The organism is Nocardioides asiaticus, assembly GCF_040049175.1.
Lineage (GTDB): Bacteria > Actinomycetota > Actinomycetes > Propionibacteriales > Nocardioidaceae > Nocardioides > Nocardioides cheoyonin.
This window is the reverse complement of the sequence record NZ_JBDZDM010000003.1, coordinates 235,787-248,906: the sequence shown is the minus strand read 5'-3', so window position 1 is coordinate 248,906 and position 13,120 is coordinate 235,787. Positions and strand designations below refer to the sequence as shown.

Annotated in this window: 10 protein-coding genes and 1 pseudogene; 4 read left to right on the top strand and 7 right to left on the bottom strand. The window is 73.0% G+C overall.

The window, feature by feature from the left end; all coding sequences use genetic code 11:
• Positions 1-3: 3 nt before the first annotated feature.
• A complete protein-coding gene (locus tag ABLE53_RS11770) occupies positions 4-933 on the top strand; it encodes a mechanosensitive ion channel family protein (RefSeq protein ID WP_348859121.1) in 930 nt (309 codons plus the stop codon).
• Here the strand turns inward: ABLE53_RS11770 and ABLE53_RS11765 are convergent.
• Positions 902-1,174, bottom strand: coding sequence for a hypothetical protein (locus tag ABLE53_RS11765; RefSeq protein WP_348859120.1), 273 nt, complete (start codon positions 1,172-1,174; stop codon positions 902-904). The two genes, ABLE53_RS11770 and ABLE53_RS11765, sit on opposite strands and share 32 nt — an antisense overlap.
• 200 nt (positions 1,175-1,374) lie before the next feature.
• Between ABLE53_RS11765 and ABLE53_RS11760 the strand changes: the two genes are divergently transcribed.
• Positions 1,375-2,853: a phytoene desaturase family protein gene (locus ABLE53_RS11760; RefSeq protein WP_348859119.1), complete on the top strand. Its 1,479-nt coding sequence runs from the start codon at positions 1,375-1,377 to the stop codon at positions 2,851-2,853.
• Positions 2,853-4,331: a lipase maturation factor family protein gene (locus ABLE53_RS11755; RefSeq protein WP_348859118.1), complete on the top strand. Its 1,479-nt coding sequence runs from the start codon at positions 2,853-2,855 to the stop codon at positions 4,329-4,331. Before ABLE53_RS11760 ends, ABLE53_RS11755 begins: the two co-directional genes overlap by 1 nt.
• On the opposite strand, the gene ABLE53_RS11750 is transcribed toward ABLE53_RS11755, so the two are convergent.
• Positions 4,306-4,506 (bottom strand): hypothetical protein, encoded by a 201-nt coding sequence (locus tag ABLE53_RS11750; protein WP_348859117.1) that lies wholly within the window; start codon positions 4,504-4,506, stop codon positions 4,306-4,308. The genes ABLE53_RS11755 and ABLE53_RS11750 overlap by 26 nt on opposite strands.
• 245 nt (positions 4,507-4,751) lie before the next feature.
• Entirely contained in the window at positions 4,752-5,732 is a 981-nt protein-coding gene (locus ABLE53_RS11745; RefSeq protein ID WP_348859116.1) for an Lrp/AsnC family transcriptional regulator, read from the bottom strand.
• A 136-nt stretch (positions 5,733-5,868) separates the two neighbouring features.
• On the opposite strand from ABLE53_RS11745, the gene ABLE53_RS11740 reads away from it, so the two are divergent.
• On the top strand, positions 5,869-7,311 hold the full coding sequence (locus ABLE53_RS11740) for an MFS transporter (RefSeq protein WP_348859115.1): 1,443 nt from the start codon (positions 5,869-5,871) through the stop codon (positions 7,309-7,311).
• 14 nt (positions 7,312-7,325) lie between these two features.
• Here the strand turns inward: ABLE53_RS11740 and selD are convergent, their stop codons facing one another.
• The 4 genes and pseudogenes from selD to fdh all read right to left on the bottom strand — a co-directional run.
• Entirely contained in the window at positions 7,326-8,336 is a 1,011-nt protein-coding gene (selD, locus tag ABLE53_RS11735; RefSeq protein ID WP_348859114.1) for a selenide, water dikinase SelD, read from the bottom strand.
• Between the two features lie 136 nt (positions 8,337-8,472).
• The gene (gene nrfD / locus ABLE53_RS11730; protein WP_348859113.1) at positions 8,473-9,426 is read right to left on the bottom strand and encodes an NrfD/PsrC family molybdoenzyme membrane anchor subunit; all 954 of its coding nucleotides are present in this window, start codon (positions 9,424-9,426) and stop codon (positions 8,473-8,475) included.
• Positions 9,423-10,397, bottom strand: coding sequence for a 4Fe-4S dicluster domain-containing protein (locus ABLE53_RS11725; RefSeq protein WP_348859112.1), 975 nt, complete (start codon positions 10,395-10,397; stop codon positions 9,423-9,425). Before ABLE53_RS11725 ends, nrfD begins: the two co-directional genes overlap by 4 nt.
• A pseudogene (gene fdh / locus ABLE53_RS11720) lies at positions 10,394-13,117 on the bottom strand (formate dehydrogenase); the annotation flags it as partial. The pseudogene fdh and the gene ABLE53_RS11725, both read right to left, overlap by 4 nt.
• Positions 13,118-13,120 lie beyond the last annotated feature (3 nt).

Genomic DNA, 13,120 nt, shown 5'->3' with positions numbered 1-13,120 from the left:
TCGATGGGTGAGAACGTCCTGATGCTGTCAGTGCCCCCCGTGGTGCCCCTCGTCCCCACGCCCGTGTCCGATTTCGGCGACTGGGCGCGCGGCAGCGGTCTCGAGATCATCCTGCTGATCTCCGGGGCCGTGCTGCTGGCACGCCTGGTGAAGTGGACGAGCGACAAGATCACCCCCCGGATCGGCGTGGACAGCACCGGCGGCGACGAGCTGGTCCGCTCCGAGGCGGCCAAGCACCGGCTGGCCCTCGCGCAGGTCGCGACGTGGACGCTGGTGGTCCTCATCTACGTGGTCGCCACCATCCTCGTGGTGGAGGCCCTCGGCATCTCGCTGACCGCCTTCGTCCCGGTGGCGACCGTCGCGGGCGTGGCGATCGGCTTCGGCGCGCAACGGATCGTGCAGGACCTGCTGGCGGGCTTCTTCCTCATCGCCGAGCGGCAGTACGGCTTCGGCGACCTCGTCCGGGTCTCGGTCGTCGGGCTCGGGACGCCGGTGCTCGGCACCGTCGAGGACGTCAGCCTGCGGACGACCACCGTGCGCACACCCGCGGGCGAGGTCGTGACCACGCCCAACGGACAGATCGCGCAGGTCACCAACCTCTCCCGCGACTGGGCGCGCGCCGTCATCGACGTCCCCGTCCCCGTCGCCGTCGACGTCAACCGGGTGACCGAGGTGCTGCGCGCGGTGTGCCGGGCGGCGTACGAGGATCCCGAGATGCACCGGCTGCTCCTCGACGCCCCGGCCGTCATGGGCGTGGAGTCGATCGAGGTCGACCAGTTCAAGGTCCGGGTCGTCGCGCGCACCCTCCCGGGCCGGCAGTTCGAGCTGGGCCGGTCGCTGCGGGCGCTCATCACGCGGCGGCTCCTCGCCGAGGGCATCAGCATCAGCCTGCCCGCCGAGCTCAGCACCGGCGAGCCGACGGGGGCGGCGTGAGGCTGAGGATCCGGCGCCCGCGGATCTCCACGCTGGTGCTGGCCGCGGTCTTCGTCGTCACGCTGGTCGCCTGGACGATCGTGCGGCCCCCGGACGAGTCGTCGACGCCGGAGAGCCCGCGGCAGGTGACGCCCACGCACCAGCCGTCCCGCACCGCGGAGCCGTCCCCCAGCGAGTCGCCGACGCCGAGCCCGACCCGGACCGCGTCGCCGTCGCCGTCGTCGTCGAAGCCGTCGCCCACCCGCAGCTCGTCGGCGTCCCCGTCGCCGTCGGGTCAGCAGAGCCCGTCGGGCCCGACGTCGGCACCGGCGCCGAGCCCGTCGACCAGTACCCGCCCGTCGCCGACCCCGGGCTCGCCGACGGCCGACGCCTCGCCGACCGAGTCGGCCTCGCCGAGTGCGACGCCCTGACCTGTCGCGGCCCGGCTCCTAGGCTGGGGGCATGGCCGAGCTGGACGCCGTGGTCGTCGGGGCGGGCCCCAACGGCCTGACCGCCGCCGCCGTCATGGCCCGCGCCGGGCTGTCGGTGCGGGTGTACGAGGCCGCCGACACGATCGGCGGCGGCGCGCGGACGCGGGAGCTCACCGAGCCGGGCTTCCGGCACGACCCGTGCTCGGCCGTCCATCCGCTCGCCATCGGGTCGCCGATCTTCGCCACGCTGGAGCTGCACCGCCACGGCCTCGAGTGGCTCCAGCCCGAGGTCCCGATGGCCCACCCCTTCCCGGACGGTACGGCGGGGCTCCTCGCCCGCTCGGTCGACGAGAGCGCCGCCTCGCTCGGCCCCGACGAGGGGGCCTACCGGCGGATGCTCGGGCCATTCGCCGGCCGCTGGGACGAGCTCGCGAGCGACGTGCTCCGGCCGCTCTGGTCGGCCCTGCCCGAGCACCCGCTGCGGCTGGCGCAGTTCGGGCTGCGGGCCGGCGTACCCGCGGCGCTGCTCGACCGGGTCTTCCGCGGCGAGAAGGCGCCCGCCCTGCTCGCCGGGATGACGGCCCACACGATGGCGCCCCTCACGGCGCCGACCGGGACCGGCGTCGCGCTCTTCTTCGCCATCGCCGCGCACTCGTCCGGGTGGCCGGTCCCGCGCGGGGGCTCGCAGTCGATCGTGGACGCGCTCGCCGCGGAGCTCGCCGAGCACGGCGGCGAGATCGTCCTCGACCACGCGGTGGCCGACCTGGCCGAGCTGCCCGCGGCGACGGCGTACCTCTTCGACGTCTCCCCCACCGCCCTGGCCCGCATCGCCGGCGACCGCCTGCCCGCCCGTTTCCGCTCCTCGCTGGCGCGGTACCTGTACGGTCCCGGCGTCTACAAGATCGACTACGCGCTCGACGAGCCGGTGCCGTGGACGGCTCCCGCGGCGCGGAGGGCGGGCACGGTGCACCTCGGGCCGACGTACGGCGACATCCGCGCCGCCCTCTCCTCGGTCCACGCGGGCCGGGTGCCGGACCCGCCGTTCCTCCTCACCTCCCAGCCGACGATCGTCGACCCCTCGCGCGCGCCCGCCGGCAAGCACACGCTCTGGGTCTACGCGCACGTGCCGAGCGGCTACGACGGCGACCTCACCGAGGCGATCGAGCGGCAGATCGAGCGGTTCGCGCCCGGCTTCCGCGACACCGTCCGCGCCCGCCACGTCACGACGCCGGCGGACCTCGAGGCCGGCAACCCCAACTACGTCGGGGGCGACATCGCCTGCGGCAGCGCCGCCGGTCTGCGGCTGGTCCTGCGCCCGCAGGCCCGCTGGACGCCGTATGCCACCCCCGACCCGGCCCTCTACCTCTGCTCCTCCGCGACCCCACCGGGCCCGGGGGTGCACGGGATGTGCGGCTACCACGCCGCCCGCACGGCACTGAGCCGTCGGTTCGGGATCGGGCTGCCGGTCGACCCGGGGCGCCTCGACGGGCTCAACGTCCGGGACGGGTGATGGACTGGTTCGTCGCCGAGCACAGCTGGCTGGCCAGGATGCTGTTCCAGCGGTCGCTGGCCGCGGTGTACGCCGTCGCCTTCGTCGTCGCCGCCAACCAGTACCGCGCCCTCCTGGGCGAGCACGGCCTCACCCCGGTCCGGGACTACCTGCGGACGGTGTCATTCCGCCGGTCCCCCAGCCTCTTCCACCTGCACCACTCCGACCGCGCCTATCTCGCCGTCGCCTGGGTCGGCGCCGCGCTGTCGCTGGCCACCGTGGCCGGGCTGACCGACGCCGTACCTTTGCCGGCGGCGATGGCCGTCTGGGTGCTCCTGTGGCTGCTCTACCTCTCGATCGTCAACGTCGGGCAGACCTGGTTCTCCTTCGGCTGGGAGTCGCTCCTGCTCGAGGCCGGCTTCCTGGCGGTCTTCCTCGGCAACGACTCCACCGACCCGCCGCTGCTCGTCCTCTACCTTCTGCGCTGGCTGCTCTTCCGGGTGGAGTTCGGCGCCGGCCTGATCAAGATGCGCGGCGACAGCTGCTGGCGCGACCTGACCTGCCTCTACTACCACCACGAGACCCAGCCGATGCCGGGCCCGTTCAGCTGGTACTTCCACCACCTGCCCAAGCCGCTCCACCGGGTCGAGGTGCTGGCCAACCACGTCACGCAGCTGGTCGTCCCGGTGGCGCTCTTCCTGCCGCAGCCGGTCGCCGGCGTCGCGGCGGCGGTCATGATCCTCACCCAGCTGTGGCTGGTCGCGAGCGGGAACTTCTCCTGGCTCAACTGGCTGACGATCGTGCTCGCCTTCTCCGCGCTGCCGGACAGCTGGCTCGCGCCGCTCCTGCCCGGGTCGGCCGGCCACGCCTCGATCGGCACCCCGACAGCGTACGCCGTGGTCGTCTGCGTGGTCACCGCCGCCGTCCTCGTGCTCAGCTACTGGCCGGTGGCCAACCTGCTCTCCCGCCAGCAGCTGATGAACACCTCGTTCAACCGCTGGCACCTCGTCAACACCTACGGCGCGTTCGGCAACATCACCCGGACGCGCTACGAGATCGTCATCGAGGGCACCCGCGAGGCCGACCCCGGTCCGGGGACCGCCTGGGTGGAGTACGAGTTCAAGGGCAAGCCGGGCGACCCCGGGCGGCGGCCGCGGCAGTTCGCGCCCTACCACCTCCGGCTGGACTGGCTGATGTGGTTCGCGGCGCTCTCGCCGGCGTACGCCCGGGCGTGGTTCCGGACCTTCGCGTACCGGCTCCTCGAGGGCGACCGGCACGTGTCGCGGCTGCTGCGGCACGACCCGTTCCGCGACGAGCCACCGCAGTACGTGCGAGCGCTGCTCTACCGCTACCGCTACACCACCCGGCGGGAGCGGGCCGAGACCGGCGACTGGTGGGTCCGCGAGCAGGTCGGCGAGTTCCTGCCGCCGGCCTCGCTGCGTCCGGATGTCGGCTCGACCGCGCGCCGCGGGGTCAGCCCGGGACGCGGCGCATCATGACCCAGCGCCACTTGGCGATCTGTCGGTCGCGACGGAACCCGAGCTCGGCGAAGAGGTCCTCCGGGCCGGTGTGGAGGTACGCGCCCTGCTGCGGAGGACGGCCCTCGACCTGCTCGGGGTAGGCCTCGACCAATCCGCCGCCGGCGTCCTCGATCGCGGCCAGCGCGGCGCGCACCGCCGCCCGGGCGACTCCTCGGCACCTGGTGGGCCGTCCCGGTCCGGACGTGCTCCCGTTTCAGCCGGCGGTTCTCCTCCGGCTCCCGCCCGACCCCCTCGGGATGGAAGCCGATGCACCAGCAGCCGCCCCAGACGCCGCTGTTGGCCTCTACCAGTGCAGCGAAGTCGGCCCAGGTCGCATCGGCGAGCAGGCGGGTGGTGTAGGCCGGGGTGGACGTGGCCACGGCGCCCATCGTCGCAGGTCTACGACGGCGCCACCAGGCGACCGTCGGCGATCAGGCCGCCCGACTGCTTGACGATCCGTCGCAGCACGATCTCCATCGAGGCGATCCCCTCGATCGAGCCGATCCTGGCGGTGGTGAGCTCGTAGAGGTGGTCGAGGTCCCGGCAGACCACTGAGGCCATCAGATTGTCCCGGCCCGAGGTCGCCGCCACGAAGCCGATCTCGGGAAAGGCCGCCAGGGCCTCGCCGACCTGGTGCAGCCGCGACGGCGCCACGACCAGGTGGAGGCGGGCGCGGGTGTGGAAGCCGAACTCCGTCGCCGCCAGGTCGAGGTCGATCACCACGGTCCGGGTCCGGAGCAGCGTGGCGAGCCGCCGGGCCGCCCGCCCCTCGCTGAGGCCGGACGCCTCGGCCATCTCGGCCGTCGTCGCCCGTCCGTCGGCGGCCAGCACGTCGAGGATGGCCGAGTCGTGCGGCTCGAGGGTGACCTGGCCGCCGCTCTCGGCGGGCCGGCAGGCGACGACCTCCTCGGTCTCCGCCGCGGAGAGCACCTCGCGCAGGCCGGCCCAGTCGTGGGCGCCCAGGCCGAGGAAGACATGGAGGACGACGCTCGCCTCGACGTCCAGGACATGGGCCGAGCGGGGCAGCGTACGGGTGACGAGCAGGTCGCGGCTCTCCTCGGAGAGGGTGCGTACGGCGAACGCCACCTCCGCCCCGGCCAGGTCGACGCCGACCCAGGCGACGTCGGGCCGCGAGCTCAGCGCCTGGGCCAGCGACTCGGAGGCGTCCGGCCGGCACCGCACCCGGACGTTCCACAGCTGGAGACCCACGGCGAGCGGGTTGACGACGCCGAAGATGCGGACGATCCCCTGCCGCCGCAGGGCGTTGTAGCGCCGGGAGACGGTGCGCTCGTGCATCCCGAGCACCTCGCCCAGCCGGGCGAAGCCGGCCCGGGGCGCGAGCTGGAGCGCGCGGATCAGGCGGAGATCGTCTCGGTCCATGAGACCGTCCTCCTGTCGGATTCCGTCACGGCGCACGTCTTCTAGGGACAGAGAACCACACCAGAGCCCGATCCAGCGCCTCGACCCGGGCCGGCAGCGTCTACAACTGTCGTCGACTTCCCGATCCGAGGACCCGATGACTGCCGACAAGCGGTGGACCCTGGGCGTCGTCTGCGCCGCCACCTTCATGCTGCTGCTCGACGTGACGATCGTCGTCGTCGCGCTGCCCGACATCCAGGCCCGTCTGCACACCAGCCTCGGCGAGGTGCAGTGGGTGACCGACGCGTACGCGCTGACCCCGGCCGCGCTCCTGCTGACGTCAGGGGCGCTCGCCGACCGGTACGGCCGCAAGCGGCTCTTCGTCTGCGGCCTGGTCGTCTTCACGCTCGGCTCGGCGCTGTGCGCCGCCGCGCAGAGCCCGCTGATGCTGGTCCTGTCCCGCGCCGCGCAGGGGGTCGGCGGTGCCGCGCTCTTCGCGACCTCGCTGGCGCTGCTCGCCTCGACGTTCCACGGGCGCGAGCGCGGCGTCGTCTTCGGCGTCTGGGGCGCTGTCGCCGGGATGTCGACCGCCCTCGGGCCGGTGCTCGGCGGGCTGATCACCAGCGGGATCAGCTGGCGCGGCGTCTTCTGGGTGAACCTGCCGGTCGGCGTCGCCGCGCTGCTCGTCACCTGGCAGTACGTCGAGGAGTCCCGCGCCCCGCACGCGCACCGCCCGGACTGGGCCGGCTTCGCGACGCTCACGCTCTGCCTCGTCGCCCTGGTCTACGGGCTCATCCGGGCGAGCGAGGAGGGCTGGGGCGACGGCGTCGTCGTCACCTGCTTCGTCGCCGCCGCCGTCCTCCTGGCGGTGTTCGTCGCGATCGAGCGTCGCGTCGCCAACCCGATGTTCGACCTCGGGCTGCTCCGGATCCCCACCTTCCTCGGCGGGTCCGTCGCCGCCTTCGCGATGAACGGCTCGCTCTTCGCGATGCTGCTCTACCTCACCCTCTTCCTGCAGAGCGACCTCGGCTACTCGGCCGTGCAGACCGGCGTCCGGCTGCTGCTGATGTCGGGGGTCACGATGGTCCTCGCCACGATCGCCGGCCGGCTCTCCAGCGGGCGGTCGGTCCGGTGGCTGATCGGGACCGGCCTCGTGGTCGTCGGCGTCGCGCTGCTCACCATGAGCGGCCTCGACGCGGGCTCGGACTGGACCCACCTGATCGTCGGCCTCCTGCTCGGCGGCGTCGGCGCCGGGCTGGTCAACGCGCCGCTCGCCTCGACCGCCGTCGGCGTCGTGCACCACCACCAGGCGGGGATGGCGTCGGGCGCCAACACCACCTTCCGGCAGATCGGCATCGCCGTCGGGATCGCGGCCTACGGCTCGATCTTCGCCGCCGCCCTGCGCGGTCACGCCGCGCTCGGGCCTCGGGCGGCGTACGCCCACGCGCTCAACGAGCTCCTGGTCGTCTCCGGCTGCGTCGCGATCGTCGGCGGGCTGCTGGCGCTGGTGCTGATCCGGCCGAGGGACTTCGCGGCCGTGCACGCCGAGCCGGTCACCGAGCCGGCTGCGGAGACGGCCACGGAGACGGTCGACGCCTGAGGAGGCGAGCGGCGTCAGCGGACGACGATCGTCGACTCCCCCTGCGCCGGCACGAGCTCGCCGATGACCGGGTAGCCCGGCACTTCGCCGGCGACGAGCAGGCCGCCGGACGTCTGCGCGTCGGCGAGGAGGACCAGCTCGTCCTCGGAGACCGCGCTCTCGACGTACGGCCGGACCCAGTCGAGGTTGCGCCGGCTCCCGCCCGGCACGTAGCCGGCGGCGTACGACGGCCGGGCGGCCTCGAGGTAGGGCACTGCCGCCGACTCGACGACCGCGGTGACGCCGCTCGCCCGGGCCAGCTTGTGGAGGTGGCCGAGCAGCCCGAACCCGGTGACGTCGGTGGCGCAGACCGCGCCCGCGGCAAGCGCGGCCCGGGAGGCGTCGCGGTTGAGCGTCGTCATCACCTCGACCGCCTCGGGGAACACCTCGCCGGTCGCCTTGTGACGGTTGTTGAGGACGCCGAGACCGAGCGGCTTGGTGAGCGTCAGCGGCACGCCGGCCGCGCCGACGTCGTTGCGCAGCAGCCGGTCAGGGTCGGCGAGGCCGGTGACGGCGAGGCCGTACTTCGGCTCCGGGTCGTCGATGCTGTGCCCGCCGGCGAGGTGGCAGCCCGCCGCCCGGGCGACGTCCGCGCCGCCGCGGAGCACCTCCGCCGCGATCTCGAACGGGATCTTGTCGCGCGGCCAGGCGAGCAGGTTGACCGCCACCAACGCGTCACCGCCCATGGCGTAGACATCGGAGAGCGCGTTGGTGGCGGCGATCCGGCCCCAGTCGTACGCGTCGTCGACGACCGGGGTGAAGAAGTCGGTGGTGAGGACGACGGCCCGGCTGCGGCCGTCGGGCCCGGCCTCGATGCGTACGACGGCCGCGTCGTCGCCGCTCTCGACGCCGACGAGGAGGTCGTCGCCGGCTGCCGGCGCGATGCCGGAGAGGACCCGCTCGAGCTCGCCGGGCGGCACCTTGCACGCGCAGCCGCCGCCCGCGGCGTAGAGGGTCAGGCGCTGGTCGGGCACGATCGCGGTCACTGGGCCACTGTGCCACGGGGCCGTGCGCCACGCCCGCATGTTCATCAAGGTATGCAGCCGGGCGGTCGCTCCCCCGGCGGAGTTCCACCCGGGATGTGCGCGTTCGCCTGCATACCTTGACGAACAGCCGTCCGGGTCAGCCCCCGGCGGACCGCCGGGCGGCGCGCTCCTTCTGCGGTACGACGGTGTACTTCGGGTCGTTCGCGGAGTCCTTGCCGCCCTCGAACACCCCGAAGCGGAGCGAGACCGACCCGGCGACGTAGGACGCCCCGGCGAGCCGGCGCAGCCATGGCCACCGGATCCCGAGCAGGTTGAGCACGTGCCCGCTCACGGTGAGTCCCTTGGCTGCGCGGACGTAGCGGCCGCCCTTGCCTCGGTGGTAGGGCTCCGCGAGCATCCCCAACCGGCGCTCCATCACCTCGCTGGCCACCAGCTCGACGGTCCCGCCGGCGAGCGCCATCCGCGCCGCCGGACCGTGCTCCGCCGACGGGGCGAGCACGAGCGCCACTCCCCCGGCCGCGGCGGCCCCGGATCCGCCGAAGACGAACGGCAGCTCCCGATGGCCCTCGTGCCAGATCGGGACGGCGGTGTTGGCGAGCAGGGCGGCGGTGTAGGTCGCGAGCGCCGGCCCGGTGGCCGCGGCGCCGAGCCCGAGCAGCCGCTTGAGGCGCGGCAGCCAGCCGGTCACCTCCAGCGCGGCCGCGCCGCCCGCGAAGCCGGCGAAGCCGGACAGGATGTAGGTGCCGACCGAGAGCGCCGAGGTCGGCTTCAACACGCGCAGCATGTTGAGGAACCGCTCGGGCCGACCGAGGTCGTGGACGAGGAAGACGGTGCCGCCGGCCGCACCGGCCGCCGCCGCGACCCGGGCGACCTTCTCCAGGCCCGGCCGTCCGGTCAGCGCCGCCCCCTCGGCGAGCAGCGCGGAGCCGCCGGACATGCCGCCGAGGAAGAGGTAGAGGGGTACGTCGGGGGTCTTCCAGACAGGGGCCTTGATGACCGGGCGGCCGTAGTACGACGTGAACTCGGCCTCCGGCACCATCGCCTGCTCGCCGCGCCGCGCCTTGCGCCGTCCCTCGGCACGGACGCTCACCGGCGGCCTCCCACAAAGGAGGCGATGCCGATCGCGGCGAGCGCGCCCGCGGCCGCGCCGACGTGCTTCCAGATGGAGCCGAGGTCGCGGGTCGTGACGACCGGGTCCGGCGGCAGGCCGTAGACCTCCGGCTCGTCGAGCAGCAGGAAGAACGCCCCGTCGCCGCCGACGCCGTCATCCGGGTCGGCGCCGTACAGCCGCGCCACCTCGACGCCCTTCTCGTGCAGCTCCTCGACCCGCGCCTGCGCCCGCTCGCGGAGCTCGTCGAGCTCGCCGAACTGGATCGACTGCGTCGGGCAGGCCTTCGCGCACATCGGGGTCTCGTCGGCCTTGAGCCGGTCGTAGCACAGCGTGCACTTCCACGCCCGGCCGTCGCCCTCGCGTACGTCGATGACGCCGTACGGACACGACGGGACGCAGTAGCCGCAGCCGTTGCACACGTCGGGCTGGACCACGACGGTGCCGAACTCGGTCCGGAACAGCGCCCCGGTCGGGCAGTTGTCCAGGCAGCCGGCGTGGGTGCAGTGCTTGCACACGTCCGACGACATGAGCCACCGCATCCCGCCCTCGCCCGAAGGGGCCTCCTGGTCGTCGACCTGGGGTACGCCGAGGGAGGGCATGCCCAAGTCGACGCCGGTCGAGGCGGGACCGGACCCGGCCGGCACGGGCACGTCGACCGGCTTCTCGATGAAGGCGACGTGGCGCCAGGTGCTGGCGCCGAGCCCCTGGGTGTTGTCGTACGACATCCCGGTGAGCACGAAGCCGTCGTCGGGCACCATGTTCCACTCCTTGCACGCCACCTCGCAGGCCTTGCAGCCGATGCAGATCGAGGTGTCGGTGAAGAAGCCCATCCGCGGCGGGTGGTCCTCCGCGTAGCCGGCGTCCGACTGGACGTCGTCGAGCGGCCCGAACAGCGAGCGCGGGTCCCAGATGCCACCCAGGCGATCAGTCAGGCGATCGGTCAGCGTCACTGGCCCTCCTCCTCCGGGACGGGGTCGACCTCGGTGCCGTTGATCCGGCCCGGGACGTGCACGGTGCCGAGCCCGGCCCGGCGGCGGTAGGCGTCGACGTACGCCACCAGCGCGGGGCCGCGCGGGCGCCGGCCCGGCCTGATGTCGCAGGTGCCCACCTTGTCTTGGATGTAGACGTTCGGGTCCATCGTCACCCCGACCAGGTCGTTGGGCGAGTCACCGGGCACGAGGCCGTTGGGGCCCCAGTGGTAGGGCAGCCCGACCTGCTCGATCCAGCGGTCGCCGACCCGCAGCGACCGCAGCCGCTCGGTGACGAGCACACGGGCCTCGATCGCCGTCCGCGCCGTCACGATCGTGACCCAGTCGCCGTGGGTGAGGCCGCGCTCGGCGGCGAGCCGCGGGGAGACCTCGCAGAACGGCTCGGGCTGCAGCTCGGTGAGGTACGGCAGGGTGCGGCTCATCGCGCCGGCGGTGTGGTGCTCGGTCAGCCGGTAGGTCGTGTAGACGTAGGGATAGACCTCGCTGTAGTTCGGGTTGAGCGGGTTGCTCTCGTCGGAGATCCACTTGCTCACCGGGTTGCTCTGCTGGGCGTAGAGCGGGTTGTGGAACGGCGACTCGGCCGGCTCGAAGTGCGTGGGCAGCGGGCCGTCGGCCAGCCCGGTCGGCACGAACAGCCAGCCCTTCCCGTCGGTCTGCATGATGAACGGGTCGGTGCCGGCGATCGCGTCGGGCCCCTTCGCCCCCTCCGGCGGCACGTAGTCGGGGGGCCGGTCGGCGATGAAGTCGGGCACGTCGCGCCCGGTCCACCTCCCCGCCTCGGCGTCCCACCAGACCAGCTTCTTGCGCTCGCTCCAGGGCGTGCCGTCGGGGGCGGCGGAGGCGCGGTTGTAGAGGATCCGGCGGTTGGCCGGCCACGCCCAGCCCCACTCGGCGGCGGTCTGGTCCTGCTCCCAGTGCGGCTTGCGGCGGCGGGCCTGGTTGACCTCGTCGGCGTACACGCCGCAGTAGATCCACACGCCGCAGCGGGTGGATCCGTCGGCCTTGAGCTGGGTGTAGGACGACAGCGCGGCGCCGCCGGGGCCGGTGCCGTTCATCTCCCGCAGGACGGCCTGCGCGTCGATCTCGCCGTCCTCGTCGAGCGGGTAGTCCCAGGTCAGGTCCAGGATCGGCCGGTCCATCTCGTCGGCCGGACCGTTTGCCTGTCCGGCGAGCTTCTCCTTGATCCGCTTGCCGAGCAGGAAGTAGAACTCCAGGTCGCTCATCGCGTCGCCGGGCGGCGCGATCGCCTTGTCGCGCCACTGCAGCATCCGCTGCGTCTGGGTGAACGACCCGGCCTTCTCGACGTGGGACGCGGCCGGCATGAAGAAGACCTCGGTGCCGATCTGGTCGGTCTCCAGCTCGCCGGTGTCGATCTCGGGGCCGTCCTTCCAGAACGTCGCCGACTCGATCAGCTGCATGTCGCGCACGACCAGCCAGTCGAGGTTGGCCAGCCCCATCCGCTGCATCTTGCCGTTGGCGCTGCCGACCGCCGGGTTCTGACCGACCAGGAAGTAGCCCTTGCAGCCGCCGTCGATCATCAGCTTGACGCTGGTGTAGGTCGAGTGGTCGCCGGTCAGCCGCGGGAGGTAGTCCCAGCAGTAGTCGTTGTCGGCGGTCGCGGCGTCGCCCCACCAGGACTTGAGCAGGCTGACGGCGTACGTCCGCACGTTGCCCCAGAAGCCTGCCTTGCCCTCCTGGCCGGCCACGAAGCTGTCGAGGTCGTGGTGGAGGTTGGCGTTGGGCATCGGCAGGTAGCCGGGGAGCAGGTTGAACAGCGTGGGTACGTCGCTCGCGCCCTGGATGCTGGCGTGGCCGCGCAGCGCGAGGATGCCGCCGCCCGGGCGGCCGATGTTGCCGAGCAGCAGCTGCAGGATCGACGCCGTACGGATCATCTGGGCGCCGGTGGAGTGCTGCGTCCACCCGACGGCGTAGCAGAACGCCGCGGTGCGCTCCCGGCCGGAGTTGGCGGCGAGCGCGTCGGCCACCTTGCGGAACGCCTCGGGGCTGACCCCACAGACCTCCTCGACCATCTCCGGGGTGTAGCGGGCGAAGTGCCGCTTGAGGATCTGGAAGACGCATTTGGGGTGCTGCAGGGTCTCGTCGCGCATCGGCTTGTAGTCGACCGGCGGGCCGCCCGAGCCGTGGGTGTCGGAGACGGCCATCTCGTGGGAGTGCTTCGCCTCGTAGCCCTTGGCCGACGGGTCGTCCTCGGCCTCCGGCTCGCCCGGCTTCTCGCGCTCCCCCGGAGGCGGGGCGTAGTGCCAGGACGCCGGGTCGTAGTGGCCGGTCTCGGGGTCGAAGCCGGAGAACAGCCCGTCGAGGTCCTCGGTGTCCTGGTAGCGCTCGTCGATGATGGCCGCGGCGTTCGTGTAGGCGACCACGTAGTCGCGGAAGTCGAGGTCGTTGCTGAGGACGTGGTTGATCAGCGCGCCCAGGAAGACGATGTCCGAGCCGGCCCGGATCGGGACGTGCAGGTCGGCCAGTGCCGACGTACGCGTGAACCGCGGGTCGACGTGGATGACCGTCGCGCCGCGCTTCTTCGCCTCCACGACCCACTGGAACCCGACCGGGTGGGCCTCGGCCATGTTGGAGCCCTGGATGAGGATCAGGTCAGAGTTCTGCAGGTCCTGCAGGTAGGTGGTCGCCCCACCCCGGCCGAACGAGGTCCCCAGACCGGGAACCGT

Excerpts from the sequence above, each read along its gene's own strand:
- ABLE53_RS11755 (WP_348859118.1), top strand. The coding sequence starts at position 2,853 with ATGGACTGGTTCGTCGCCGAGCACAGCTGGCTGGCCAGGATGCTGTTC.
- ABLE53_RS11745 (WP_348859116.1), bottom strand. The coding sequence starts at position 5,732 with ATGGACCGAGACGATCTCCGCCTGATCCGCGCGCTCCAGCTCGCGCCC.
- ABLE53_RS11760 (WP_348859119.1), top strand. The coding sequence starts at position 1,375 with ATGGCCGAGCTGGACGCCGTGGTCGTCGGGGCGGGCCCCAACGGCCTG.
- ABLE53_RS11770 (WP_348859121.1), top strand. The coding sequence starts at position 4 with ATGGGTGAGAACGTCCTGATGCTGTCAGTGCCCCCCGTGGTGCCCCTC.
- ABLE53_RS11740 (WP_348859115.1), top strand. The coding sequence starts at position 5,869 with ATGACTGCCGACAAGCGGTGGACCCTGGGCGTCGTCTGCGCCGCCACC.